The following is a 26,943-nucleotide window of genomic DNA, read 5'->3' as shown; positions in this document are numbered from 1 at the left end:
TGGCCACACCAAGCGCCGGCATCGCGGCGCGAGGGCGCGGCCTGTGTCTGCACCCGCTCGGTCACGCACCGCAGGTGCACGCACCCGCACCTACTACGTACCAGGTCGCCGTACTGTCGGTTATGTCCCGCTGGTCGGCGATCCCGGTGCTCGCGCTCGTCCTCGGGGCCGGCTGTGCTGGCCTCGTCGGGGACTCGCCCAGTCCCGACCGACGGGTCACGCCCGTCGAACTGACCTCGGGGCCACCGGAAGGGATCGACGTGCCGACGGAGGGCGGGCGCGTCGACATCGACCGCGTCGTCGCGCGCCACGAGGCCGCCCTCGCGAACCGGAGTTTCTACCGCCGCGTGGAACGCGAGGGGACGGTGGGCGTCCGCGAGGTGTGGGTCGATCGGGACGCCGACGTGGTCCGTGTCAAGCAGTCGACCAGCCGCGCGGCCGAGGGCGCGGTGATCGCCGGGGGGAGGCGGTACGACCGACGCGACGACGGCACCGTCCGAACAACGCCCGACGCGAGCGGCGACGTGCCGTTCGTACTCTCTCTGTCGGGCGATTTCACCCTTCGACAGTTCCTCGCGCGCTACGAGTACCGGACCGTCGGCGTCGCGCGGCGCGGCGGGGACCCGGTCGCGGTTCTCCGGGCCAACGAGACGCTCGTCTACCTCCCGGACCCGGACCCCAACGAGACCGTCCACGTCAGGTCGCGGGTGTACGTGGACAGGCGGGGCGTCGTCCGGTTCGTGGACCACCGGGAGACGTTCTCCTCGGGCGGCAGTCGCGTGTTCCGGATGACCGTGGAGACCGGCCTCGACCGCGTTCCGATACCGTCGTGGCTCGACGACACCGCAGTCTACGGGGGCCGGGAGCGCGTGTCCCCACCGGGAGTGAGCGAGAACGGGGCCGTGCGACGGGACCGTCCCGACCGCCGTGCGACAACCGAACCGGCGGCTCGCCCTCTCACCCGCGATACGCCTCGACCGGCGGCGTGAACGAGTCGAGCAGTTCCGTTCGCTCAGCGACGCCACGGACGCCGTGTCTGACGCCCGGGCCGACGATGAACGAGTCGCCGGTCTCCAGCGTCCGTTCGTGCTCGCCGAACAGTTCGATCTCGCCGTCGACGACGAAGACGGTCTGTCGGGTCTCGTCGTGCTCGTGGGCCGGGAACACGGCGTCGGCTTCGACGGTGTAGTGGACGAGCATCACGTCCGCGTCGGACGCGAGGACGCGCCGCTCGATCCCGTCGTAGGGCTGTTCGTGTCGCAGCGGGTCGTCCCACTCACCGACCGTCAGGCTCTCGGGGAGCGTCATACCCGTCTCTCCCGCGCCAGCGACATAAACCCGCCCCCGGTCAGACCTTCGCGGCGAGCGTCTCGGCGATGTGGTCGCCGAACGGCAGCGAGGAGGTCAGGCCCGGCGAGACGGCGTTGAGGATGTGAACGGCGTTCTCCCGCTCGACGAACAGCGGGTCCTTCACCAGCTCCCCGTCGTCGCTGACCAGCTGTGCCCGGATGCCGGCGTAGCTCTGCTGGAGGTCCTCGGCCTCGATCTCCGGCACCAGCCGCTGGGACGCCTCGGTGAACTTCGCCTTGCGGTAGGACTTGTTCAGCTCCGACCACGCGACCGAGAGCATCGTCTTCGACGCCAGTAGCTTCCGGAACCCCTCGTAGGTGAGCGTCTCAGCGAGGTCGCTCGGGTCCAGGTCGGTGTTGTCGTACGCCTCCCGGCCGAACGCCAGGACAGCGTTCGGACCGACGATGACCTTCCCGTCTGTCCGGCGCGTGTAGTGGACCCCCAAGAAGGGGAGTTCGGGGTCCGGCGTCGGGTAGATCATCGTCTCGCAGAGGTGGGCGCGCTCCGGCCGGACCTCGTAGTACTCGCCGCGGAAGGGGACGACCTGGTACTGCTCGCCGACGCCCAGCTGATGGGCCAGCGTGTCGGCGTGCAGGCCCGCCGCGTTGACGAGGTACGACGCGGCGAAGTCGCCGTTGCTGGTCGACAGCCGGTACCCCGAGGCCGTGTGGTCGATCTCCTCGACGGCGTAGCCGGTGTACAGCGACACGCCGGCATTCTGGATCTCCCGAGCGAGCGCGTAGACGTACTGCTGTGAATCGACGGAGGCGGCTTCTGGTGCGTACAACGCCGCCTGCCCCTCGGCGTGGGGCTCGTGCTCCCGGATCGCCTCCTGCGAGTGCAACAGTTCGTACTCGACGCCGTTGGCCTCCGCCTGTTCGGCGAGCGTCTCCAGATGGGCCTCCTCCCGATCCGTCTTCGCGACGACCACGACCCCGAGTTCCTCGCAGGGAACGTCGTGGTCGTCGCAGTACTCCTTCATCCGTCGGGTCCCCTCGGTCGCGAACCGCGCCTTCTTCGACTCCGGTGGGTAGTTGAACCCGGGGTGGAGGACCCCAGAGTTCCGACCGCTCTGGTGGGCCGCGAGGTGGTGTTCCTTCTCGATGACGGCGGTGTCGAGGTCGGTCCGTTCGGCGAGGTGTTTCGCGACGGAGAGCCCGACACAGCCGCCGCCGACGATCGCGACGTCGTGATGCTTCATCGGTAGGTCGGTCGTGGGTTGACTCGGCGGGTAATTATACGTGGCGCTACCGAGCGGGTCGCACGGGCACGACTCCGGTCGGACTCTGCCCGTCCGTGTGGGATCCGCCCGGTCTCAGCTAGCGACCTGCGACGACGGGCCGGGAAACGCCTACCGGCTCCCCGTCTGCCCGACATACGGCGTTCTGGCCGTCGAAACGGCGACTCCGGTTTCCGGATGCATCGGCCGCGTATCGGCCACCGACCGGTACTGCGGCCCGTCGAAGGGAGCGGCGTGGTGGCGACACGGGGGATGCTCGACCGCCACTCAGAAAAAACAGATATCTTTGAATTTTACGATATAGTAAGATATAGAATACGATCGAGTGGCGAACTGCGACGAGAGACGATCCTCTGTCCCTATCGATAGAGAGTGGAGGTCATCGGTGTAAAAAGACAACAAAAACAAGATATTAGCGAAACTCCGCCATATAGATCTAATAAAGAGTAGAAAACCGATAGATATGTTCGGTAGCACGACGACTTTCCGTCAGCTGATCCAGCATAGTTCGTTCGATGGAGCGGCGAGTGGTCCCGGGACTCGTCGCAGCGGCGAAACCGGTCGGATGCGGGCGTGTGAGCCGTCTCACTGGTCTCGCGGATCTGTCTCCCACCGCCCTGCCGACCAGCCGACTCCGGGTCTGCGGAACGAAACCGACACTGTGGGCGCTGCCGCGGCGATCGGGTGTACGGTCACGGTATCCGAAAGTACCACTTTTGAATACTATATCTAGATATGACTGATGGGGAGCGTTCCGGCGGCCTTCGGTGTCTGATGAGGTCTCGGGACGCACGGTGAACGACAGCCCGACGACGGGATCGGATACGAGCGGACCACGGGGTGTCTCGTCAGTCCCCCCGACCGGGCGGACGCGAACTGCGATCGTGTCCGGTGAGCCCGGCGGAACACCGGGGAGCACGATTCGCTCCCGGGAACGGGGCGCGATGGAACCACAGCCGGCCTGGCGGACCGCCACGCCGCTGACGGCGGATCACGAACCGGGCCGACAGCCCTGCCGGCGGCCGAGAGCACGAACCGAATAACAGACGTACTGCTGTTTATGCACAGAGCACGGCGTCACCCTCCCCTCCGGATCGTCGCGTTCGACACCAGTAACGGAAGTACAACTGTTATCAATTGGCGCTGAAACGACTAGCACGGGAACGCGGATTTGCACTCGTCAAACGGTGTCGAACACAGATCGACTCCGGGCCGTCAGCGTCAGACGGCACATATCGGCGGTATCTGGAGTTGTTGGCGACGTTTGGACGCCCGACCCGGCCTCGCTCTGCGAACGATACGCCCTGTACCGTTCGCGATCAGCAAACGCCGAGTCCGAGCACGCCCCCACTCGGACACCGAGATATAACGGGAGACGGAGTGGATAGGGGACTGAGGCGGAGAACGGGGCCGACCGCCGTTCGGGCGGCGGAGACTGCGTGTTTGACGACTGCAAACGATCAGACCTGTGTGGCGTTGACCTCGATGACGTTCGCGGCTCCGCGGACCGTCTCGGGCAGCTCCTCGTGGAACCGGTCCCCCTTGAATCGGTTCGTCGGGCCGGAGACGCTGATCGCACCGGGCAGGTCGCTCTTGGGGTGTTCGATCGGTGCGGCGATACAGCGCAGTCCGCGGAGGATCTCCTCGTCGTCGAAGGCCACGCCGCGCTCGCGGATGGCCTCCAGTTCCGCGAACAGTTCGTCCCGATCCGTGATCGTGTTCTCCGTGCGCGCGGGCATCCCGTGGCGGTCGACGATCTCGTCGACGCGGTCCGCGGAGAGCTGCGAGAGGATGGCCTTCCCGAGTGCGGTGCAGTGCAGGTCCTTGCGGTCGCCCGTGTAGGAGGCGGTCTGGATCGCCTTCTCGCCGCTGGCCTTGTGCAGGTAGACGCCGCGGCCGTGTTCCTCGACCATGAACTGTGCGACCTCGCCGGTCTCCGCTGCGAGCGTCTCGGTCTCCTCGGCGGCGATCTCGTAGATGTCGACCCCGTTTTTCGCGTACTCGCCGATGTCGACGAACCGGAGGCTGATCTCGTAGGTGTCGCCCCGCTTGACCACGAACTCGTTGTCGACGAGCGTCGCGAGGTGGCTGTGGACCGTCGCCTTCGACAGGCCCACGGCGTCTGCGAGTTCGGAGACGCCGGCACCGTCGCGTTCCCGGAGCGTCTCGAGGATGGTACACGTCTTCTCGACGGCCTTGATTCGCCGTCCGGTGTCGTCCCCCGTCGCGTGCTCTGTCATGTCTCGGCGTACGAACAGCGAGAACTTAACTGTTTGCGATCATCAAACGGTCGTTTGACCGACTGTTCCGCTCAGGCGCGCGGCGTGTCGGGGGTCTCGCTGATCTCGCTGTTCTTGACCGCAGCGCCGCTCTTCCCGTCGAAGAGGTGGATCTTCCGTTCCGGGAAGACGACGTCGACGGTCTCGCCCGAACTGATCCTGCGCTCGCCGTCGACGCTCGCGGTGTAGGTCTGCCCGCCGATCTCGAAGTACGCGTAGGTCACCTCGCCCATCGGCTCGACGACCTGGATCTCCGTCTCGACGGCGTTGCGGTCCCCGGCCTCGGCCAGCTGGATGTGTTCCGGCCGGATACCGAGCGTCAGATCGTCGCTGGCCTCGCTGACGGCCTCGATCGTGGACTCGCCGATCTCGTAGTCGAACTCCTCGTGTTCGAGCGTGTCGCCCTCGCGATGCACCGACAGGAAGTTCATCGACGGCGACCCGATGAAGCCGGCGACGAAGCGGTTGACCGGCCGGTGGTAGCACTCCAGTGGCTCGCCGACCTGCTGCAGCTCCCCGCCGTCCAGGATCGCGATGCGGTCACCCATCGTCATCGCCTCCGTCTGGTCGTGGGTGACGTAGATGGTCGTGATGTCCATGTCCTGCTGGAGCTGTTGGATCTCGGTGCGCATCGTCGTCCGGAGCTTCGCGTCCAGATTCGACAGCGGCTCGTCCATCAAGAACACCTCCGGCTCGCGGATGATGGCCCGGCCCAGCGCGACGCGCTGTTGCTGGCCCCCGGAGAGGTCCGAGGGCTCTTTCTCCAGCAGGTCCTCGATCTCGAGGAGTTCGGCCGTGCTCTCGACCCGTTGCTGGATGTCCTCCTTCGAGAGGTCGGTCGTGATCTTCAGCCCGTAGCCGATGTTCTGTCGGACGGTCATGTGCGGGTACAGGGCGTAGTTCTGGAACACCATCGCCATGTCCCGCTCCTTGGGCTTCTTGTAGGTGATGTCCCGGTCGTCGAGCGTGATGCGGCCGGAACTGGCCTGTTCCAGGCCGGCGATACAGCGGAGCGTCGTCGACTTCCCGCAGCCGGACGGGCCGACGAGGACGAGGAACTCTCCGTCCTCGACGGTGATGTCGAGGTCGTTGACGGCGACGATCTCGCCGTCGGGCGAATCGAACACCTTCGTCATCTCGTGTAGTTGTAAGCGTCCCATTGTGTCACCGATTGTCGTTGTCCCCAGCTTTACCACGTCGGGTAATAAATCCACCCCTCGCTACCCGACGATCACGCACCCCTCGTCCGTCGCTCGCCACTCGCCCGAGCCGGGGGCGTCGTCGGTCCGGACCGCCTCGTCGCCGTCCACGACGACCATGTCCGGCTCCGCGCCATCGACGGCGATCGTCACCTGCTCGGCGCTGACGTCCCCGAGGTCGACGGCCAGCGTCCCGCCGTCGCTGGTCAGCTCGACGGTGACCAGTTCGTCGGCGTCGGCGTCGTAGAACCGGCCTTCGGCCGCGCCGCCGTCGAGGGTCGCGACGAGTTCCAGTTCCCGTGGCGTCCCCGCCCGGACGGACTGGGTCGGCTCGCGCCGCGGGACGACGCTACCGGCCCGGAGGAACAGCGGCAGGTCCGCGAGGGCGACGTCGACGTCGACCGTTCGACCGCCCTCGTACCGGTCGTCGGTCCAGTAGTCGCGCCACTCGCCATCGGGGAGGTACACCGACCGCTCCCCGCTGTCGGTGAACACGGGCGCGACGAGGACGTCCTCGCCCAGCAGGTACTGGGTGTCCAGCCGGTGGACCGTCGGGTCGTCCTGGTACTCCAGGACGAGCGGGCGCACGACGGGCAGGCCCGTGCGCGCGGCCACCTCCGCGTAGGTGTAGATGTACGGCAGCAGGCTGTAGCGGACCTCGGCGTACTCGCGGAAGATCTCGACCGCCTCCTCGCCGAACGCCCAGGGTTCCCGCGGCGTGGTGCCGTGACAGCGGGCGTTCGAGGACAGCAGCCCGAACTGCGCCCAGCGGACGTACAGCGGGTCAGAGGGCGTGCCGCGGAAGCCGCCGATGTCGTGGCTCCAGAAGGCGATGCCCGACAGCGAGGCCGAGAGCCCACCGCGGAGCGCGGCGGCCATCCCGTTCCAGCTGGTCTGTGGGTCCCCGCCCCAGTGCATCGGGAACCGCTGACTCCCGGTCCAGGCCGACCGCCCCCAGACCAGCGCCTCGTCGGGGCCGTTGACCTCGCCGACCGCCTCGTAGACGGCCTTGTTGTAGAGGTACGGGTAGAGGTTGTGCATCGATTTCCCGCTCTGCCCGTTCGCGAAGACGGCGTCTTCGGGGACGTACTCGCCGTAGTCGGTCTTGAACACGTCGACCCCCTGATCGAGCAGTCTGCGGTGCTTGTCCTTCCACCACTCGACGGCGTCGGGGTCCGTGAAGTCGACCATCGCGCCGCGGTAGTCCCCCTGACAGGTGTTGTCCATCACGTACGGGGCACCGGTGCCGTCGGTGACGAAGTACCCCTCCTCGACGCAGTGTTCGAAGGCGTCGCTCCCGACGGGGACGTGGGGGTGTTCCCACAGCGAGAGCCGGAACTGCTCGGCGTGGAGGTTCTCGATCATCCCCTCGGGGTCCTGGAACTGGTCGGTGTCCCACTCCAGGTCGGTCGAGGAGCGGTCGCGCATCCAGAACGGGTCGAGGTGGAGCACGTCGCTCGGGATCCGCTCGTCCCGGAGCCGTGTCGCGACGTCCTCCAGTTCCTCGCGGGATTCGTAGCCGAGCCGGGACATCCAGGTCCCGAAGCTCCACTTCGGCGGTCGGCTCGGGCGGCCGGTGACGGCGGTGTACCGCTGGAGCACGTCCCGGAACTCCGGCCCGTAGAAGAACAGGAACGAGAGCGTGTCGTCGTCGACCGACATCGTCCCGGAGGCCGTCGATCGCTTGCCGAAGTCGAAGCGGACGCGGTTGGTGGTGTCGAGCAACAGGCCGTACCCGCGCGTCGAGAGGTAGAAGGGGATGTTCTTGTAGGCCCGCTCGGTCTCGGTGCCCAGCGGCTCCTCGTGCCAGAGGTCCAGCTCCCGGCCGCGCCGGTCGAACTCGACGAACTGCTCGCCCGCGCCGTAGATCTTCTCGTCGGGGGCGAGACCGAACGAGGTGGCCGTCTCGCTGACCCGCCGGGGGTTGTGGTTGATCTCCTCTTGGGCGAACCCCAGCGGTCCGACGCGGGGCCGGCCGAACACGTCGGGGTCGTCCCGCTGTTCCTCGAACACCGTCTCGTCTCCGTCGAGCACGCGGAACGTCCACTCGTCCAGCCCCACCTCGACGGTCAGCACGCCCGTCTCGACTGTGAGCGTCCCGTCGCGCTCGGCGACGGTCAGGTCGAGATCGCTCGCGACGGCGTCGGTGTCGAGGTCCGGGTACTCGCCGACGTCGGGGACCTCGGGGTTGGCCTGGAGTTCGAAGCGGAACGTCCGCGGGTCGTAGAACGTCAGCTCGACCGGCACGGTCCGGGGCGTGACGGTCTCCGGGGCCTCGATCGCACAGTCGAAGCGGATCCGGTTCCCGTCGACGGCGTACTCGTCGACTCCGGCGACAGTGATGCGTTCGCTCGTCATGTGTTCGAGGGGGACGCTCTCCGATATAAATCTACCCCGTCGTCCCCGGTGTTTATCGGGGTACTGCTCCAAGTCGGACGCGTATGCAGCCGGATGTCGACACGCTCCTCGAACGGCTCTCGCTCACGGAGAAGGTCGCCCAGCTGGGGAGCGTCCGCATCGGGACGCTCCTCGAAGACGGGTCGTTCAGTCCGGTCCGCGCACGCGAGGCGATCCCCGACGGCGTGGGCCGAGTGACGCGAGTCGGCCGCGAGAGCGGACTGGATCCGCCCGCGCTGGCCCGCGCCGTGGCCGATCTCCAGGCGTTCCTCCGGACCGAGACGCCCCAGGGGGTCCCGGCGTTCGTCCGCGAGGAGGGGCTCTGTGGCTACGCCGGTCGTCGGGGCGCGACGGTCCCCCAGCCCATCGGTGTCGCCAGTAGCTGGGACCCCGCCCTCGCTCGCGACCTCGCCCGCGCCGTCGCAACGCAGCTCCGGGCCGTCGGCTGCCGACTCACGCTCGCGCCGGTGGCGGACCTCGGCGTCGACCCGCGGTGGGGCCGCACCGAGGAGACCTTCGGCGAGGACCCGGCGCTGGCGAGCCGGCTGACCGCCGCCGTCGTCGCGGGCCTGCGCGACGGCGGCGTCGACCCGACGCTCAAGCACTTCGCCGGCCACGGCCGCCCGGCGGGCGGCCGGAACCGCGCGGCTCCGACGGCGTCGCTGTCCGAGATGCGCGACGCCGACCTGCGCCCGTTCCGGGCGGGCGTCGCGGCCGGCGCGCCCTCGGTGATGGCCGCGTACAACGCCGTCGACGGGGTGCCCTGCCACGCGAACGAGCGACTGCTGACCGACCTCCTGCGCGAGGAGTGGGGGTTCGCGGGCACCGTCGTCTCGGACGGTCGCGGTATCGAGCAACTGGCCGAGGAACACGGCGTCGTGCCCGACCGGCGAGCGGCCGGCGTGGCGGCGCTGTCGGCCGGCGTCGACGTGGAACTGCCCGAGACCGAGTGCTTCGGCGACCGGCTCGTCACCGCCGTCGAACGCGGCGAACTGCCCGAGTCGCTCGTCGACCGCGCCGTCGGCCGGCACCTCCGACAGAAGGTCGCGGCCGGGCTGTTCGACGACCCAGCGCCCGACCCCGACGCCGCGGCCGAGGCCTTCGGGAGGGACGCGGTCCACGCGCTCGCTCGCCGGGCCGCTCGGCGGTCTCAGGTCCTGCTCGCGAACGACGGAGTGCTCCCGCTGTCGGGCGACGAATCCGTCGCCGTCGTCGGTCCGAACGCAGACGCGCCGCGGGCGCTGCTTGGCAACTACTCCTACGCCGGCGCGGAGGGCGCGGACGCCGGCCCCGACGTGACGACGCCGCTGGCGGCGCTCCGGGAGCGCGTCGACGTGGCCGGTCACGCACGCGGCTGTGGCGTCCGTCCGAGCCCCGACGACGAGCGAGGGATCGAACGCGCCGCCGCCCTCGCCGCGGACGCCGAGGTCGCGGTCGCCGTCGTCGGTGGGCGCTCCGGCATCGACGTCGAGCGGGACTCCTCGGGCACCGCGGGCGAGGCGCTGGACCGGGCGACGCTCGGCCTCCCGGGACGGCAAGCCACCCTCGTCGAGCGGGTCGCAGCGACCGGTACGCCCGTCGTGGCGGTCCTCGTCGGCGGCCGGCCGTTCGCGGTCCCCGACCTGACCGAGACGGCGGCCGCGACGGTCGCCGCGTGGCTCCCCGGGCAGGCCGGCGGCGAGGCCGTCGCGGACGTGTTGCTGGGTGCCGACCCCGGCGGGCGACTGCCGGTCTCGCTCCCCCGGACGGCGGGCCACCTGCCGGTCGACTACCGGCAGCCGCCGCTCTCCCGCGGGGGCTACGTCTTCCACGACGGCGGCCCGCTGTTCCCGTTCGGCCACGGCGAGAGCTACGCTGCGTTCGCCTACGGCGAGGTGTCGGTGGCGACCGGGGAGATGGCCGGCGACGGTCGGACGACGGTCTCGGTGCCCGTCGAGAACGTCGCCGACCGACCCGGGAGCGAAGTGGTCCAGCTGTACGCCCGCGACCCGGTGTCGAGCGTCGTCCGGCCCGAACGCGAACTGGTCGGTTTCCGGCGGCTCGACCTCGGGGCCGGCGAGCGCCGGACGGTCCGGTTCGACCTGCCGGCGGCCGCGCTCGGGTGCCACGACGCCGACGGCCGACTGACCGTCGAGCCGGGCCGCTTCGACCTCGCGGTGGGTCGGTCGGCCGCCGACACGCGGGGGACGGCCACCGTCGAGGTGACCGACCCGGGGTTCCCCGATCGCCGGCTCGTCGCCGAGTCCGACGTGGAGTGACCCGGAGCGGCGGATCGCCCACCACAACCTTTACTGTCGGGTTCCGCGACAGTCCAGGCGATGACAGGCGACGACCAACCCGACTACCGCATCCCGCAGGGCGGCGGCGTGCCCTGGCGCGACATGGGGATGGACGAGGACCACCGACCGCCCGAGCGCGACGTGGAGATCACCGGCATCGAGACGATGGCGATCGCGGGCAACTTCACCTGGGGCATCGTCAAGGTCGAGACCGACGCCGGCGTCTACGGCCTCGGCGAGACGTTCCGCGCCGAGGCGGCGCTTGACATGGCCGACCGGATGGACGTGGACCTCGAGGGCGAGAACCCCCTCGACACCAGCCGCATCCGCGAACTCCTCGAACAGCGCTACACGGGCACCGGCCGCATCGGCCAGGCCGCCTTCACCGCCATCGAGACGGCCTGCTACGACATCAAGGGCAAGCTGTTCGACGTGCCCGTCTACGAGCTGCTGGGCGGGAAGTACCGCGACGAGATCAAGATCTACTGCGACACCCACGGCGGGGAGTCGCTGGGCGAGGCCCGCGACCACGACCCCAAGGACGTGTACACGCCCGAGGGGTACGCCCGCGCGGCCCGCGAGGTCGTCGACGAGGGGTTCGAGGCCCTGAAGTTCGACCTCGACGTGCCGACCCACGCCGAGTACGACGAGGCCAACCGCCGGATGGACAACGAGGCCTTAGAGCACAAGGTCAGCCTCGTCGAGGCCGTCCGCGACGAGATCGGCTACGACGTCGACCTCGGGATGGACCTCCACTGGAACTTCACGACGGAGACGGCCATCCGCCTGGGCAAGAAGCTCGAGCGGTTCGACCTCGCGTGGCTGGAAGACCCCGTACCGCCGGAGAAGACCGAGTCCCAGAAGCGGGTCACCGAGGCGCTGGATATGCCGGTCCTGACCGGCGAGAACCTCGTCACCGTCTCGCAGTTCAACGACGCCGCCCGCGAGGGGATGATGGACATCGCCGCCCCCGACGTCAACAAGTGCGGCGGCCTCGGCGAGTACGTCGACATCGCGACCGTCTGTGACCTCTACGGCGTCCCCATCGCCTCGCACAACATCTCCTCGCCGCTTGGCACGGTCGCCGGCGCGCACGTCTCGGCGGCGATCCCGAACTTCCTCTGTATGGAGTGGCACTCCCGGGACGTCCCGTGGTGGAACGAGATGGTCGACCGCGTCGACGGGTCCGGCCCCATCCTGGAGGACGGCTACATCGACCTCCCCGAGGGGCCGGGGCTGGGCGTCGAACTGGACCGCGACCTCTGCGAGGAGTACCTCGTCGACGGCTACGACCTGATCGTCTGAGCGGCCCCCGACCCACCTCACTTCCACACTATGTCAGAGTACACCGTCGTCGTCACCGACCACGACTTCGCAGACCTGTCCATCGAACGCGAGGGGCTCGCGGACCTCGCCGACGTCGTCGAACTCACCGGCGACGTCGGCGAGACCGTCGACGACCCTCACGAGACACTCGCCGAGGCCGACGCGGTCATCAACCTCCGCTACGACCTCGACGCCGACGCCGTCGCAGCGCTGGAGGACTGTCGCGTCATCTCCCGGTACGGGATCGGCGTCGACAACATCGCCGTCGACGCCGCGAGCGAACGGGGCATCCCCGTCACCAACGTCCCCGACTACTGTCTGGAGGAGGTGTCCGTCCACGCCCTGACGATGTGGCTCGCGCTGGCCCGGGGCCTCCCGACCTACGACGACTCCGTCGCCGCCGGCGAGTGGGACCGCGGCGTCGCGACGCCCATCCACCGGCTCTCGACCCGGACCGTCGGCGTCGTCGGCTACGGCGCGATCGGCCGGGCGGTCGGCGAACGCGCCGCCGCGCTCGGGGCCGACGTGATCGCCAGCGACCCGTTCCTCTCCGCCGAGGACGTGGCCGACGATCCCGCCACGCTCGTCGAGTTCGAGGACTTGCTCGAACAGGCGGACTTCGTCACCGTCCACTCGCCACTGACCCCCGAGACGCGGGAGCTGTTCGACGCCGAGGCGTTCGCCCGGATGCGCGAGGACGCCTACTTCGTCAACGTCGCCCGCGGCCCCATCGTCGACACCGACGCGCTGGCCGACGCTCTCGACGCGGGCGAGATCGCCGGTGCGGGCCTGGACGTCTTCCCCGACGAGCCGCCCGCCGCGGACGACCCGCTGCGGGACCACCCGAAGGTCCTGACCACGCCCCACGTCGCGTGGTACAGCGAGGAGGCCAACGAGCAGCGCCGGAACACCGTCGTCGACATCGTCCGGACGGCGCTGGAGGGCGGCGAGCCCTACAACGTCGTCAACGAGTAGGCACTGCAGGAAGCGCGGTTTTTAGCACGGATGCGGCGACTGCCGACAGCCAGAACCTCTCTCCTGTCCGGCCAATCCACGGAGCCGGACTGAGCGGAATCTTCGATTCCGCGAGGATCAGCAGACGTGGAGCGTCTTCGGGGACTTTCTGGGTGACGGACGCTCGCCGGCACCGTCGAACAGCGAAGCGAAGACAGCAACGAAAGCCGGCGGCGACAGTTCTCAGGCCTTCCCGGTCGCGGTCAGGCCCTCGACGACCTTCCGCTGGAAGAACAGCATGAACAGGATCAGCGGGACCACGGACATGAAGACGGCCGCGGAGATGGTCCCCCAGGGGTACTGGAACTCGCCCTGGTACAGCGCGATGCCGACGGTGATGGTCCGCATGCTGTCCTCGGTCATGAACGTCAGCGCGAACAGGAACTCGTTCCACGCGTAGATGAACACGATGATGGCCGCCGTCGCCATCGCCGGCGCGGAGACCGGCAGGATGATGCGGAACAGGACGCCGACCCGCGAGAGCCCGTCCATCAGGCCGGCCTCCTCCAGCGAGTCGGGCAGCTCCTTGAAGTACGCCTGGAAGATCCAGACCGCGAACGGCAGCTGGAACGCGGCGTAGGGGATGATGAGCCCGAGGTAGTTGTTCAGCAGGCCCCACGAGCGGGCCAGCGAGAACAGCGGGATCAGCCGCGCGATGAACGGCAGCATCGCCGTCCCGAGGATGAGCAGGAGGACGGGGAGCTTGAACCGGAAGCGCAGCCGGGAGAGCGCGTAGCCAGCAAGCGCCCCTAGGAACACGTCGAGGACCGCGGTCCCCGTCGCGACGATGGCGCTGTTGAGCAGGTACCGGAAGAACGGGGCCTGTTCGAGCGCCGCGCGGTAGTTCTGGAGCGTCGGGTCCTGGGGCAGGTAGTTGACCGGGAACGTGACGACGTTCGCGGGCTGTTTCAGCGACGTGATCAGCATCCAGAGGATCGGGAACACGGAGACGAGCGCGATGATGAAGATGCTCCCGTAGAAGCCGACCTTCTTGCCGACCCACTGGAACGTCTCGATCTCGAAGCCGCGGTCGCGGGTCGCCATCTCAGCGCACCTCCGGTTCGTAGAGCGTCCCGACGTACACCATCGCGATCCCGAGCGCGATCAGCGTGATCACCGTCGCCGCCGCCGACCCCTGGCCGAACGAGAGGCGGTTGAACGTGATCTGGTGGTCGTACAGCACGAGCGTGGTCGTCGCGCCCGCTGGTCCCCCGCCGGTCAGCCCGAAGGGGAGCCCGAACGCCTGGAACGCCGGCAGCGTCCGGAAGATGAGTGCCACCAGCAGAGTGGGTTTGAGGAGCGGCAGCGTCACGTCCCAGAACTGACGGATGCGGGAGGCCCCGTCCATCCGGGCGGCCTCGTAGAGGTGGTCCGGGATGGACTGGAGGCCGGCCAGCAGGATGAGCGCCATGAACGAGCTCGTCTTCCAGATGGTGATGAAAAGCATCGCCCCCAGCGCCGCGTCGGGCTTCGCGAGGAACGGGAACGGGCTCTCGATGATCCCGATCCGCACCAGCAGGTCGTTGACGACGCCGTACTGACCGTTGAACATCCAGGCCCAGATCCGGGCGTTGATGACCGTCGGGATGGCCCACGGGAAGAGGATCGCCGCCTGCGCGAAGTACTTGCCTCGGAACTGGCGGTTGAGCAGGAGCGCCAGGCCCAGGCCGAGGACGAGCTCGATCGGGACGCTGACGAAGGTGTAGATCAGCGACACCTTCATCGCGTTCCAGAAGTCGCCGCTGTTCCAGAGCTTTGCGTAGTTCTCGAGGCCGACGAACTGTCGTGGCTCGATGTCGAGGACGTACCCGGTGTAGAGGCTCCCGACGACCGTGTCGAAGATCGGGTAGAACGACACCGCGAGCAGGAACGAGACGACCGGCGTCAGCAGGATGACCGCCAACTCCTCCTCGGTGAACCGGAGGTCGCGGTACCGCTCGAGCCTGTTCTGCCGTCCGGCGGCCTGCTCGGCTGGGCCGGACGATGTCTCGGCTGTGTTTGCCATACGTACGCATCCGACGGACGCGCGCGGTTATAAAACCCGGGGGCTGCCGGTGACGGACGCCGTACCTTTATGTAGGTGTGCCCGGTCGTCTCTGTGTATGCAGCCAAACGGTTCGAGCCGCGAAGCCGGCAGCCTCGCCGCTCGCTGCCGCCGCCGGGTCGCCACGGCCGACCGCGGGTGGAAGGCAACCGCCCTCGGCGTCGCCATCGTCGCCGCCGTCGCGCTGGCCCCCTGATGCGGCCGGTCGTCCGCCCGGTGCCCGGGCTCGTCGTCCTGCTGGGGCTGGCCGTCGTCGCGCGCTCGGTCGGCGGTGCGACGCCGCTGAGCCCGCTGGTGGTCGCCATCGCGAGCGGTGCACTCCTCGCCGCTACCGTCGGGACGCCCGCGTGGGCCGAGCCGGGGCTCGACAGGTACAAGCTCCTGCTGGAGACCGGCATCGTCCTGCTGGGCGCACAGCTCACGCTCGCCCAGCTCGCGACGACCGGCCCCACCGTCGTCGCGCTGGCGGCGGCCGTCGTCGTCGTCGGCGTCCTGTTCGTCGAACTGGTCGGCCGGCAGGCCGGGATCGAGGGGCGGACACGGTCGCTGCTGGCGGCCGGCGCGAGCGTCTGTGGCGTCTCGGCGGTCCTCGCGGTCGCCGGGAGCGTCGACGGCGACGAGGCCGACATCAGCTACGCGGCGGGGACCGTCCTGCTGTTCGACGCGGTCACGCTGGTGGCCTTTCCGGCACTGGGGGCGGTACTCGGGCTCCCGGATCGGGTGTTCGGCGTCTGGGCCGGGCTGAGCCTGTTCTCGACCGGTCCGGCGGCGGCCGTCGGCTTCGCAGTCTCCGAGACGGCCGGCCAGTGGGCGACCGTCACCAAGCTCGTCCGGAACACGTTCATCGGCGTGCTCGCGGTCGGGTACGCGGTGTTCTACGCCACGGACGGCGAGCGCGCCAGTCCGTCGGTTGTCTGGTACCGGTTCCCGAAGTTCCTCGTCGGCTTCCTGCTCGTCGCCGGCATCGTCAACGCGGGGCTGGTCGGGCCGGGGACGCAGGCCGCGGTCGCCCGCGTCGGCGACTGGCTGTTCACCCTCGCGTTCGTCGGCCTCGGGTTCGAACTGAACCCCAGGCGGCTCCGGGCGACCGGCCTCCGACCGATTCTGGTCGTCCTCGCACACCTCGTGACCGTCAGCCTCCTCGCGCTGGCCGGCGTGACCCTGCTGCTGTGACCGGTCGCGCCGGGGTGTGGTATGAGAAAGCATTATAACCCGGCGCGCCACTGTTCGGAGTGTATGCCCGACAGGTATCTACAGGTCGTCGAACCATCGGACAACGTCGCGACCGCGCTCCGCGAACTCGAGGCCGGCGAGACCGTCACGGTCGGCGTCGGTGACGAGGAACGCACAGTCGAGGTCGTCGACGACGTCGAGTTCGGCCACAAGATCGCGATCGAGGAGATAGCCGACGGCGACACCATCGTCAAGTACGGCAAGAGCATCGGGAACGCGACGGAGGACATCCCCGCGGGCACGTGGGTCCACGTCCACAACGTCGAATCGAACTACGGCCGCGGTGACCTCGCCGACGAGAGCGAGGCCGCCACCATCAGCGAGTGACAATGAGCGAGTTCCTAGGCTACGAGCGGGAGGACGGCAGCGTCGGCATCCGAAACCACACGGTCATCGTCTCGACGGCCCCCTACGCCAACGACACGGTCGAGCGGGCCGCCGACATCGTCGAGGACGCCATCCCCATCACGCACCCGCTGGGGCGGTGTCAGACCAAGCCCGACGTGTTCCAGACCTATCGGACGCTGCTTGGCTACGCGACCCACCCCAACACCTACGGCGCGGTCGTGGTCGCCCACGCGGGCGAGATCGTCGACGGCGACGAACTGGCCGCCGACGTCGCCGAGACGGGTCGACCCAGCGCCTCGATCAACATCCACGAGGAGAAGGGCGTGATGAACGCGCTGGACGCGACGGTCGACGCCGCTCAGGAGATGGCCATCGAGGCCAGCGCACAGCGCCGCGTCCCGGCGGACATGTCGAAGCTCACCTTCGGCATCAACTGCGCCACCTCCGACACCACCTCGGGGCTGTGCCAGCACAAGGCGACCGCGGGCGCGGTCTGGCGGCTCATCGACGACCACGGCGGTCGTGGCTGTTTCGCCGAGACGCCGGAGTTCTTCGGCGGCGAGAACGAGCTCTCCGAGCGCGCGGTCAACGACGAAGTGCGCCAGGAGATCCTCGACCGCGTCGAGCACTGGGACGAGCGCCTGCAGGCCACGGGCTACGACGTCCGTGGTGCCCAGCCGACGCCGGACAACATGGACGGCGGCCTGACGACCATCGAGGAGAAGTCGCTGGGCGCGCTGGTGAAGTCCGGCGACGGCCCGATCCAGGACATCGTCGACTACGGCGCGAAGATCCCCGACGGGTCGGGGATGTACATCATGGACACGCCCGGCCACGGCGCGGAGTCCGTCACCGGCATCGGTGCCGGCGGCGCGCACTTCATGGTCATCTCGACGGGGCAGGGCCACACCCTCTCGAACGCGGTGATGCCGACGATCAAGATCACCGGCAACCCCAACAGCGCCGAGCGGGTGCCCGAGGAGACCGACGTCGACGTCAGCGAGGCCTTGGTCGGCGACGAGGACTTCGACTGGGCGACCGACCAGCTCTGGGACGAGATCGAGGACGTGGTCAACGGCAAGATGACGATGAGCGAGGCGCTGGGCGAGAGCCAGTTCGCCATCCACCGCATCGGTCCCTCGACATAATGGAGGTTGACCGAGAGCGGGCCGTCGCGGTCGCCGCCGACGCCTTCCGCGCCCACGGGATCACGGACGCGGACGCGACTCAGACGGCCGAGGTACTGGTCAGCGCCGACGCTCGCGGCAAGCACTCCCACGGGCTCTTGCGACTCCCGCGGTTCGTCCGCGGGATCGAGCACGGCAACGTCGATCCGGAGGGCGACATCGAGGTGGTCGACGAGCGCGGCGGCGCGGCGACCATCAGCGGTGGCTCCCGGCTCGGTCCCGTGGTCGCGAGCGCCGCCGCGGGCGAGGCGATGGACCGGGCCGACGAGTTCGGCGTCGGCGCGGTCGGCGTCCACGACAGCAACCACCTCGGGATGCTGGGCTACTACACGGACCAGCTCCGCCGCGAGGGCTACGTCGGCGTCGGGATCACCAACACCGAGCCGGCGATGCCGCCATACGGCGGCGTCGATCCGGTACTTGGCACCAACCCCATCGCCGTGGGCCTGCCGACCGATCCGCCGTTCAACCTCGATATGTCGACGTCGGCCATCGCCCGCGGCGACGTGCTCCACCGCAAGGAGACCGGCGAGGAACTGCCCGAGGGCGTCGCGCTCGACGCCGACGGCCAGCCGACGACCGACCCCGAGGCCGCCCTGGAGGGGACCATCCTCCCGTTCGGCGGGGCGAAGGGCTCGGGCCTGGCGATCGCCGTCGAGGTCCTGGCCGGCGGCCTGGTCGGCGCGGCGATGGGCGCGGACGTCACCGGGACGTACCACACCGAGGACCCCTGCACGAAGGGGGATCTGTTCCTCGCGCTGGACCCCGACGCCCTGGGCGCTGCCGACTTCTCGGAGCGAGCGAGCGCGTTCCTCCGGGGACTGACCGACGGTCCGACGGCAGCACACGTCGACGAGGTCCGGCTGCCGGGCCAGCGCTCGGTCGAGCGGGACCGGACCGCGACGGCCGTCGAGGTCGAGGACGACCTCTGGGCTGAGGTCCGGACCCTCGCGGACGGCGGCTGACTCCCGCCGTCGCCCCTGAAATATAAAATTCTGGACAATAACAATTAATAGGGGAGGTGCTATACGTGTGTACGTATGTCAGACGAGCGATCAGGCAAGCGCAGACGGCAGTTTATCACGACGATGGCCGGCGGCGGCATCGCGCTACTAGCTGGATGCGGCGGCGACGGCGGATCCGGCGGCGATGGCGGCGACGGCGGCGGTGGCGACGGTGGCGACGGCGGTAGCGGCGACGGGGGTGGCGGTGATGGGAGTGACGGCAGTGACGGTAGCGGCGGCTCCCAGACGCTGAACTACGTCTACCCGGGCTACTTCAGCAACGACGCCAAGAGCCTCGTCCCGATGTTCGAGGAGAGCCACGGCAGCATCACCGTCGAGTCACAGCAGACTCCCTCGAACGCGTCGTCCACCCGGCAGTATTACGTCAATCAGTTCGTCTCCGGCGCGTCGTCGTTCGACGTGGGCAACATGGACGTCATCTGGCCCGCCGAGTTCGCCCAGAACGGCTGGGCGGCCGAGGTGAGCGACCCGGAGGGCCACACGGAGAACATGCTTCAGACGCCAATCGACTCCGTGACGGTCGACGGGACCATATACGGGATGCCGATCCACACGGACGCCAACGCCCTGTACTACCGGACCGACCTGCTGGAGGAGTACGGCTACAGCGAGCCGCCGACGACGTATATGGAGCTCGTGAATATGGCACAGGACATCAAAGACCAGCACGACTCCGACCTCAACGGCTACATCTGGCAGGGCGGTGCCAACGAGGGCCTGACCATCATGTGGCTCAACTGGCTCTGGGGGATGGGCGGGAGCGTCCGTGACGGCAACGGCAACCTCGTCGTCAACACCGACAACGGCATCGCCGCGCTCCAGCACGCCGTCGACCTCATCCACGAGTACGAGGTCACGCCGGAGTCCATCCCGGCGTCCTCGACGGACCAGAACCGGCAGACGTTCCAGCAGGGCAACACCATCTTTATGCGCAACTGGCCCTACGCCGTCGCGCTGATGAACGAGGACGGCTCCGCGGTCCAGGACAAGTTCGACGTCGCGCCGATGCCGAAGGCCGAGGGGCACCCCGACGCGGAGAACTCCTGTCTCGGCGGCTGGAACCTGTTCATCAACGCCAACGCCGAGAGCCCCGACGCGGCCCAGGAGTTCGCCAGCTACATGGCGTCGATGGAAGCCCAGGAGACGATGGCCCTGGAGCACAGCCGGCTCCCGGTCCGGCAGGAGCTGTACGCCGACGAGTACTTCGAGCAGGCACCGCACCTGGAGACGTTCGCGACCATCGTCGACCAGACGAGCGCCCGGCCGGCGACGCCGCAGTACTCGACGTTCTCCGAGATCGTCTACTCGAACTGCAACGCGGCGCTGGTCCAGGAGAAGTCCCCCGAGCAGGCACTCAACGACGCCCAGGAGGAGATCGACTCCGAGGTCAACAACGCCTGAGAGGGACCGTCGCGATCCGACGTCGTGGTCCGCACCACACTCCGTTCTCGCGTGTCTCGCCCGCCAGCGACGGCGCTGGCGCGGCCGCTGGCGGCTCGTTTCCGAAAGCTCCGGGCGGGAGAGTGGGACCGAACAGTTCCGAGGCGCGCGTTACTGCTCGACGACCTGCTCGTCCAGTGTGGCCGCCACGTCGCGATAACAGGCCGTCAGGGCCGCCCGCTCGTCGTCGGTCAGGTGCGGGAGCGGCGGTAGCGGGTCGCCGATGTCGAGCCCGCCGACGGCGACGAGGTGTTTCACCGCCGCGGCGGTCGGCAGGTCGCTCGTCGCGCTGACGACCGGCAGGACCACGGTCTGCATAAGCCGTCGGACCGCGCCGAACTCACCCCGCTGGTGGGCCTCGTAGAGTTCGGCCAGCGCCTCCGGGAAGACGTTGGCGGGGCCGGCGATGAGTCCGTCCGCGCCCGCGTCCAGCGACGCCGTCGCCAGCTCGGTCGCCCCCTGGAAGACCGCGAACTCCGCGGGCGTGGCCTCGACGACGCGGTGGTGGTAGGTGAGGTTCCCGGACGTGTCCTTCAGCCCGACGATGCGGTCGTGGTCCGACAGCGACGTGACCAGGTCGACGCCGAGTTCGTTGCCCGTCAGCTGTGGGATGTTGTAGAGCAGTAGCGGCAGCGGCGAGTCGTCCGCGACGGCTCGGAAGAACCGATCCAGCCCGTCCTGGGTGGTCCCGAGGTAGTACGGCGAGACGACGACGCCGGCGTCGGCACCGGCGTCGGCCGCCGCCTCCACGTTCGCCAGGATGTCGTCGACGTTCGTGTCACAACAGCCCGCGAGTACCGTCGCGTCGTCGCCGGCGGCGTCGGCCACCGTCTGGACAATCTGTCTGTTCTGTGTCGTCGTCAGGCTGGGGAACTCCCCGATGGAGCTCCCGGGAAAGAGCCCGTGGACGCCGCCCTCCACGAGGGTCCGGGTGAACGCGCGCAGCGCTTCCGCGTCCACCGAGCGGTCGGACCCGTCGGTCGGCGTCGCCATGGGAACGACTGTCCCCGAGAGATGCATACCCCATCGAACGGCGACCGGTTAGTTATAATTTTGGATGGGGCCGCGGCCGGTTCACTCCCCGCGACCGACTCGGCCGCCGCCGTCGTCACCGTCCTCCGACGGGTCGGCGAGCGGTCCGTCGCCGCCCGGTCCGCCGTCGGCCCCCTCCGCGTCACCCCGCTCGGGCGCGACCTCGAAGTCGTCGAGCCGGGCCGACAGCGCCGTCGCCCGGCGCTGGAGCGTCTCCGCGTCGTCGGCGACCTCGCCGACCGTCTCGCCCTGGTCGGCCACGCTCTCGGCGGCCGACGCCGCCCGGTCGGTGACGGTCCGGCTGATGTCCGCGACCTCGTCGATGTCGCCGGCGACCTGCTGTGTCGTCTCGGCCTGTTCGCCCGTCGCGCGGTCGATCTCCCGCGCCACGTCGTCGGTCGCCTCGACCTCGGTGACGATGTCGTCGAGCGCGGTCCGGGCCTCGCCGACCGCGTCGCTGGCCGCGGCGACCGCGGCGCGCATCTCGGTCATCGCCTCGGCCGTGCTGTCGGTCTGGGCCTGGACGGCCTCGATCCGGTCGCCGATGTCGTCGGTCGCCTCGCGGGTCTCCGCCGCCAGCCCCTTGACCTCGTCGGCGACCACGGCGAACCCCGCCCCGTCGCCGCCGGCGTTGGCCGCCTCGATGTTCGCGTTCAGTGCCAGCATACTCGTCTGGTCGGCGATGTCGGCGATGAGATCGGCCACGTCGCCGATGGCCTCGACCTCGTCGCCGAGGGCGTCCATCTGCTCGACCGCCTCGGTCGCCCGCGCCTCCAGTTCGTCCATCTCTTCGATGGCCGCCGCCGCGGACGCCTGGCCGTCGCGCCCGCGCTCGACCGACCGCTGGGCCGTCTCGGCGACCTCGGTGGTGCTCGCGGCGACCTCCTCGACGTTGGCCGAGAGGGTCGCCATCTCGTCGGCCATCCGCTCCAGCCGCTCGGTCTGCTCGCCGGCACCGTCCGAGATGTCCCGCACACGCTCGTCGACACGAGCGGCCTGTCGATCGACGGCGTCCGCCCTGTCGGCGACGGTGACGCTCCTGTCGGCCACCTCGTCGGCGAACGAGCGGACCTCGGCGACGGTCCCCTCGATCTCGTCCATCATCTCGTTGAACGCCGTCGCGATCTCGACCATCGCGTCGTTGTCGGCACGCTCGTCGAGGCGGCGGTGGAGCTGCCCGTCGGCACAGGCCTGCATCGTCTCGCCGAACTGCTGGGCCCGCTCGCGGAGTCGCTCCGAGAGCGCCTCGGCGCGCTCGCGCGCCGCTTCGGCCTCGGTCCGGGCCTGTTCGGCGTCCGCGCGGGCGGCCTCGGCCTCCGACAGCGCCGACTCCGTCTCGTCGAACTGGGACCGCAGCGAGGTCCGCATCTCGTCGAAACTCCCGTAGAGCCGCCCGATCTCGTCGATCCGGTCCGTCGAGAGGTCCACGTCGAGGTCCCCCTCCTGCATCGTCTCGGCACGGCGGCGCAGACGGGTCAGCGGGACGACCGTCTGCCAGCCCAGCGCGGTGGCGACGAACCCGAGGGCGAGGACGCTCCCGGCGACGATCGCCAGCACGTTCGTCCCGACCGACCGCCCGATGGCGTAGGCCTCGCGCGTCGGGACGCCGACGGCGACGACCCAGTCCGTCTGCGAGACGGGCGCGTACGCCCGGACGGCCCGGCTCGTCTCGACCGCGCCCACGGTCCCGTTCTCGACGGCCGAGTCGAACGCCGCCGGGTCGGTCAGCGACCCCGAGCCGACCGTCGCCCCCGTTCCGAGGACCGTCGACCCGTCGGCGGTGACGACGGTCGTCCGCGCGTCGACGCCCTCGCCGCCGAACGTGTCGACCTCGCTCTGGATGGACCCGACGACGACCACCGCCCGGTCGGTGTCGGCCACCGGGCTGGCGAACGCGAGGACCGTCTCGTTGTCCCGCCGGTAGCTCCGCTCGCCGGCGGCCACGACCGACGCGACGCTGTCGTACGCCGCGACCGCTCGGAGCGGCCGCTCCCACGGCCGGTCCAGACTCGACACCGATCGGCCCCGGAGGTCGACGGTGGTGCTCCCGACGACCCGGCCGCGCTCACGGTCGACGACGTGGACGGCGACGATGTCGAGGGTCCCGAGGTTCCGCGCGGTGCCGAGATAGGCGTTCACGGTCGTCGGCTCCGTGCCCCGCAGTTCCTCGGCCGCCGAGATGAACCGCGTCTGGACCTGTAGCTCTTCGACCCAGTTACCGACGGCCGTCGCCTGCATCGCAGCCCGGGACTGGAGCTCCGACCGGGTGTCCTCCCGCAGGTTCGACTGGATCTGGACGTAGCTGGCACCGCCGATGGCGGCGACGACCAGCACCACGACGGCCATCGAGATGGCGAACTTCGCGGCGTACCGGCGACGGACGACGGCCGGCGTGAGCGTCCGTGCGACCCGCCCGATCCACTCGACGACGCGCCGGATCGAACCGGGGGCGTCGTCGTCACTGCCGCTCGCTGAGGCTGACATACGTCCGGGCAGACAAGTCCCCACATTAACTCTACCGCACCGGCTATCAGCGCTGAAACTCGCCCGCCCGCCGTCCGACCGCTGCGTAACGCTTATGCTGTTCTTGTCCGACCGTCTCGGTATGAGTCAGGAAACAGCCACACGGCTCGACAAGCAGATGCTCATCGGCGGCGAGTGGGTCGACGCCGACGAGCGCACGGACGTCGTACACCCCTACGACGGGGATCTGGTCGGCTCGGTCCCGATGGCCAGCGAGGAACAGGTCGTCGAGGCCATCGACGCCGCAGACGAGGCCTTCGAGGCCTCGGAGCTGTCGGCCTACGAGCGCTACGAACTGCTCTCGGAGACCGCCCGGCAGGTCGAGGACCGCGCGGACGAGATCGCGACCATCCTCACCAGCGAGCAGGGCAAGCCAATCGCCGAGGCCCGCGGCGAGGTCGACCGTGCGGTCCAGACGCTGGACCTCTCGGCCGAGCAGGCCAAGCGGATGTTCGGCGAGTACGTCCCGATGGACGCCCAGAAGGGCTTCGCCAAGGACCACTGTTTCACCCAGCGCGAGCCGCTGGGCGTCGTCGCGGCCATCACGCCGTTCAACTTCCCGCTGAACCTGATGGTCCACAAGGTCGGCCCGGCCATCGCGGCGGGCAACGCCGTCGTCGGCAAGCCCGCGACGAACACGCCGCTGACCTCCGTCGCGCTGTTCGAGTGTCTCGACGACGCCGCGGACGCGGTCGACGCCGACGTGCCCGCGGGCCTGTTCAACGTCGTCACCGGCTCCGGGTCGACGGTCGGTGACACTGTCCTGGACCACGACGCCGTCGAGGCGATCTCGTTCACCGGGTCGACCGGCGTCGGGAAGTACCTCGCCGAGAACAGCGGGATGAAGGAGATCACGCTGGAACTGGGCGGCAACGACCCGACGATCGTCTGGGGCGACACGGACATCGAACAGGCCGCCGAGCAGGTCGTCGGCGGGGCCTGCTCCAACGCCGGCCAGGTCTGCAACAGCGTCGAGCGGGTCCTGGTCCAGGAGACCGTCGAGGACGAACTCGTCGACGCACTGGTCGACGCCGCGGAGGATCTGACCGTCGGGGATCCGTTCGAAGACGGTACGGACATCGCGTCGATGGTCGACGACAGTCAGTTCGAGGACGTCGTCGACATCTTCGAGGCGACGGTCGAGCAGGGCGCGACCGTCGAGTGTGGCGGGAGCTACGGCGGCGACCTCGGGCCGCGCACCTTCGAGCCGACGGTCCTCTCGGGCGTGACGCCGGACATGCCCGCCGCCAAGGAGGAGACGTTCGGGCCGCTGGTGCCCGTGATCTCCGTCGCGGACTTCGACGAGGCAATCGCGGAGGCCAACAACACCGAGTACGGGCTGGAGGCCGGCCTGTTCACGCAGGACATCGACCGCGCCAAGCGGGCCGCCGACGAGATCGAGGCCGGCGGCGTCAACATCAACACGGTCAGCGGCTTCCGGGCCGACCACATGCCCTACGGCGGCTTCAAGGACTCCGGCGTCGGCAAGGAGGGGATCAAGTACGCCGTCGAGCACTTCTCGAAGGCGAAACTCGTCGGCTTCCACGACGGCTTCACGAACGCCTGACGCTCCCGGCTCCGCCTTCCGTCGCTATTCGACGTCGACCCAACGGTCCGTCTCGGCGGCCTCGTAGACCGCCTCCATCGCCCGCATATCGACGAGGCCGTGGTCGCCGTCGGGCAGGATGTCGGCGTCGCCGCGCACCCGGTCGGCGAAGTAGTCGAACTCCTCGCGCATCTGGTCGACCGTCTCGATCTCGATGCTCGCGCGGCCGTCGCCCCGCGAGACGTGGAGTTCCCGCCCTTGGTCCTGGAAGAAGGCGGGTTCGACGCGGACCTGGCCCTCCGTCCCGGTGACGGTGATCCCCGAGGACTGGCGGGCGTTGTGGCTGGCGTAACACTGGGCGTACACCTCGTCGGGGAACTCCACGGAGAAGGCGACGGTCTCGTCGACCTCGTCGAAGGCGTCGTGGGTGCTGGAGACGTTGCCGGTCACGGCGACGGGGTCGGCGTCGAGCAGGAACCGGGCCGTGTTCAGCGGGTAGATACCGATGTCGAACAGCGCGCCGCCGCCGGCCAGCTCCTCGTCCAGCCGCCACTGGTCCGGATCGGGGTCGATGCGGTCCAGCAGGCGCTGGGACATGTCTCCCGTGACGGCCATCGGCTCGCCGACGTAGCCGTCCTCGATCAGCGCACGCGCCCGGCGGACCGCCGGCTCGGTGTGCATCCGGTAGGCGATCATCAGGTCGACGCCCCCCGCCCGGGCGGTGTCTCGGAGTTCTGCGGCCCGGTCGCTGTCGCGCTCCATCGGTTTCTCGCAGAGGACGTCCTTGCCCAGATCGGCGGCCGTCTCGACGTACTCTAGGTGGAGCGCGTTCGGCGTGACGATGTAGACGGCGTCGTAGGCGTCGGCCGCCCTCCCGTCGTGGAACTGGTCGTAGGTGATGCCGTGCTCCGCGCCGTCGGTCTCGGCGGCCAGCCGCTGGGCCTTCTCCTCGGAGCTGCTGACAAGCACCGACGGCTCACAGCGGTCGCTCTCGGCCAGTGCCGGCAGCGCCCGCCCCTTCGTGAACCACCCCAGGCCGATGACGGCGAACCTGACCGGCTCCGTCCCTTCGGGGTCGACCGTCTCCCAGTCGCGCGCGGTGGCGTCGTCGACGATGTCGCTCACGTCCATACGGGGACCGACCGGCCGCTGGCGCTTAAATCTCCCCTTCCCCGAAACGGCTAAACCGACCGTGGCCGAACGTTCGACTGTGACCGAAGACGACCCCCGCGTCTGTCCCTACCCGGGCCACGACAGCGTCGTCTGTCCGGCCTGTCACGAGTCCATCCCCGGCGTCGTCCCCGGCGGGACAGCCGACGACCCGGAGCCTCGCTGTCCGGCCTGTGACGCCGCCATCGACCGCGTCATCGTCGGGCGCTAGCGTCGGAGCGGCGGCGCGCCACTGCCGGCGACGATATCTTTATTTGCGGTCCTGTAGATACAGTGGATATCGGCACAACAGACGCGGTCGACCGGAACTA

22 protein-coding genes are annotated in these 26,943 nt (G+C 69.2%); 12 read left to right on the top strand and 10 right to left on the bottom strand.

The genetic code is table 11. The features are described 5' to 3' along the window. The first annotated feature begins 122 nt into the window (after positions 1 to 122). Positions 123 to 989 (top strand): hypothetical protein, encoded by an 867-nt coding sequence (locus tag P0592_RS18860; RefSeq protein WP_276274035.1) that lies wholly within the window; start codon positions 123 to 125, stop codon positions 987 to 989. On the opposite strand, the gene P0592_RS18855 is transcribed toward P0592_RS18860, so the two are convergent. The 5 genes from P0592_RS18855 to yicI all read right to left on the bottom strand — a co-directional run bounded on the left by P0592_RS18855 (position 958) and on the right by yicI (position 8,426). After that, positions 958 to 1,308, bottom strand: coding sequence for a cupin domain-containing protein (locus P0592_RS18855; protein WP_276274034.1), 351 nt, complete (start codon positions 1,306 to 1,308; stop codon positions 958 to 960). The genes P0592_RS18860 and P0592_RS18855 overlap by 32 nt on opposite strands. Positions 1,309 to 1,348: 40 nt before the next feature. Continuing rightward, on the bottom strand, positions 1,349 to 2,551 hold the full coding sequence (gene lhgO, locus P0592_RS18850; RefSeq protein ID WP_276274033.1) for an L-2-hydroxyglutarate oxidase: 1,203 nt from the start codon (positions 2,549 to 2,551) through the stop codon (positions 1,349 to 1,351). A 1,499-nt stretch (positions 2,552 to 4,050) separates the two neighbouring features. Further along, complete coding sequence (locus tag P0592_RS18845; protein ID WP_276274032.1) at positions 4,051 to 4,830, bottom strand: IclR family transcriptional regulator; 780 nt, start codon at positions 4,828 to 4,830, stop codon at positions 4,051 to 4,053. A 71-nt stretch (positions 4,831 to 4,901) separates the two neighbouring features. Next, entirely contained in the window at positions 4,902 to 6,029 is a 1,128-nt protein-coding gene (locus P0592_RS18840; RefSeq protein WP_276274031.1) for an ABC transporter ATP-binding protein, read from the bottom strand. Positions 6,030 to 6,089: 60 nt separating this feature from the next. Continuing rightward, on the bottom strand, positions 6,090 to 8,426 hold the full coding sequence (gene yicI, locus P0592_RS18835; RefSeq protein ID WP_276274030.1) for an alpha-xylosidase: 2,337 nt from the start codon (positions 8,424 to 8,426) through the stop codon (positions 6,090 to 6,092). Positions 8,427 to 8,509: 83 nt separating this feature from the next. Between yicI and P0592_RS18830 the strand changes: the two genes are divergently transcribed. From P0592_RS18830 to P0592_RS18820, 3 genes are read left to right on the top strand one after another with little or no spacing between them, the layout of a single operon-like run. Beyond that, positions 8,510 to 10,723, top strand: a complete 2,214-nt coding sequence (locus P0592_RS18830; RefSeq protein ID WP_276274029.1) for a glycoside hydrolase family 3 N-terminal domain-containing protein — start codon at positions 8,510 to 8,512, stop codon at positions 10,721 to 10,723. A gap of 60 nt (positions 10,724 to 10,783) precedes the next feature. After that, positions 10,784 to 12,049: a mandelate racemase/muconate lactonizing enzyme family protein gene (locus tag P0592_RS18825; RefSeq protein ID WP_276274028.1), complete on the top strand. Its 1,266-nt coding sequence runs from the start codon at positions 10,784 to 10,786 to the stop codon at positions 12,047 to 12,049. Between the two features lie 30 nt (positions 12,050 to 12,079). Then, positions 12,080 to 13,045 carry a C-terminal binding protein gene (locus P0592_RS18820; RefSeq protein ID WP_276274027.1) on the top strand — a complete coding sequence of 322 codons (966 nt, stop codon included), beginning with the start codon at positions 12,080 to 12,082 and terminating at the stop codon, positions 13,043 to 13,045. Positions 13,046 to 13,267: 222 nt separating this feature from the next. Here the strand turns inward: P0592_RS18820 and P0592_RS18815 are convergent, their stop codons facing one another. Further along, positions 13,268 to 14,128 (bottom strand): carbohydrate ABC transporter permease, encoded by an 861-nt coding sequence (locus P0592_RS18815; protein WP_276274026.1) that lies wholly within the window; start codon positions 14,126 to 14,128, stop codon positions 13,268 to 13,270. A 1-nt stretch (position 14,129) separates the two neighbouring features. After that, positions 14,130 to 15,089, bottom strand: a complete 960-nt coding sequence (locus tag P0592_RS18810) for a carbohydrate ABC transporter permease (protein ID WP_276274025.1) — start codon at positions 15,087 to 15,089, stop codon at positions 14,130 to 14,132. A gap of 97 nt (positions 15,090 to 15,186) precedes the next feature. On the opposite strand from P0592_RS18810, the gene P0592_RS18805 reads away from it, so the two are divergent. The 6 genes from P0592_RS18805 (at position 15,187) to P0592_RS18780 (ending at position 20,322) form a co-directional block, all read left to right on the top strand. Beyond that, positions 15,187 to 15,324, top strand: a complete 138-nt coding sequence (locus P0592_RS18805) for a hypothetical protein (RefSeq protein WP_276274024.1) — start codon at positions 15,187 to 15,189, stop codon at positions 15,322 to 15,324. Then, the gene (locus tag P0592_RS18800) at positions 15,324 to 16,301 is read left to right on the top strand and encodes a YeiH family protein (protein ID WP_276274023.1); all 978 of its coding nucleotides are present in this window, start codon (positions 15,324 to 15,326) and stop codon (positions 16,299 to 16,301) included. The genes P0592_RS18805 and P0592_RS18800 overlap by 1 nt, the downstream gene beginning before the upstream one ends. Before the next feature lie 63 nt (positions 16,302 to 16,364). Then, a complete protein-coding gene (locus P0592_RS18795) occupies positions 16,365 to 16,688 on the top strand; it encodes a UxaA family hydrolase (protein ID WP_276274022.1) in 324 nt (107 codons plus the stop codon). 2 nt (positions 16,689 to 16,690) lie between these two features. Next, positions 16,691 to 17,857 (top strand): UxaA family hydrolase, encoded by a 1,167-nt coding sequence (locus P0592_RS18790; RefSeq protein WP_276274021.1) that lies wholly within the window; start codon positions 16,691 to 16,693, stop codon positions 17,855 to 17,857. Beyond that, on the top strand, positions 17,857 to 18,861 hold the full coding sequence (locus P0592_RS18785) for an Ldh family oxidoreductase (protein ID WP_276274020.1): 1,005 nt from the start codon (positions 17,857 to 17,859) through the stop codon (positions 18,859 to 18,861). The genes P0592_RS18790 and P0592_RS18785 overlap by 1 nt, the downstream gene beginning before the upstream one ends. A 75-nt stretch (positions 18,862 to 18,936) precedes the next feature. After that, a complete protein-coding gene (locus P0592_RS18780) occupies positions 18,937 to 20,322 on the top strand; it encodes an ABC transporter substrate-binding protein (RefSeq protein WP_276274019.1) in 1,386 nt (461 codons plus the stop codon). 150 nt (positions 20,323 to 20,472) lie between these two features. Here P0592_RS18780 and P0592_RS18775 read toward each other — a convergent pair whose 3' ends face one another. Both P0592_RS18775 and P0592_RS18770 read right to left on the bottom strand, forming a co-directional pair. After that, entirely contained in the window at positions 20,473 to 21,381 is a 909-nt protein-coding gene (locus tag P0592_RS18775) for a dihydrodipicolinate synthase family protein (RefSeq protein ID WP_419181145.1), read from the bottom strand. Between the two features lie 54 nt (positions 21,382 to 21,435). Beyond that, positions 21,436 to 23,877 carry a methyl-accepting chemotaxis protein gene (locus P0592_RS18770; RefSeq protein WP_276274017.1) on the bottom strand — a complete coding sequence of 814 codons (2,442 nt, stop codon included), beginning with the start codon at positions 23,875 to 23,877 and terminating at the stop codon, positions 21,436 to 21,438. A 121-nt stretch (positions 23,878 to 23,998) separates the two neighbouring features. On the opposite strand from P0592_RS18770, the gene P0592_RS18765 reads away from it, so the two are divergent. After that, entirely contained in the window at positions 23,999 to 25,483 is a 1,485-nt protein-coding gene (locus P0592_RS18765; RefSeq protein ID WP_276274016.1) for an aldehyde dehydrogenase family protein, read from the top strand. A 24-nt stretch (positions 25,484 to 25,507) separates the two neighbouring features. Here the strand turns inward: P0592_RS18765 and gfo6 are convergent, their stop codons facing one another. Continuing rightward, on the bottom strand, positions 25,508 to 26,593 hold the full coding sequence (gene gfo6 / locus P0592_RS18760; RefSeq protein ID WP_276274015.1) for a D-xylose 1-dehydrogenase Gfo6: 1,086 nt from the start codon (positions 26,591 to 26,593) through the stop codon (positions 25,508 to 25,510). Positions 26,594 to 26,672: 79 nt separating this feature from the next. Between gfo6 and P0592_RS18755 the strand changes: the two genes are divergently transcribed. Beyond that, a complete protein-coding gene (locus tag P0592_RS18755; protein WP_276274014.1) occupies positions 26,673 to 26,843 on the top strand; it encodes a hypothetical protein in 171 nt (56 codons plus the stop codon). Positions 26,844 to 26,943 lie beyond the last annotated feature (100 nt).

Origin of the sequence: Haloarcula litorea, assembly GCF_029338195.1 — an archaeon.
In the GTDB taxonomy this organism is placed as follows: domain Archaea; phylum Halobacteriota; class Halobacteria; order Halobacteriales; family Haloarculaceae; genus Haloarcula; species Haloarcula litorea.
This window is presented reverse-complemented; position numbering and strand designations above follow the sequence as displayed.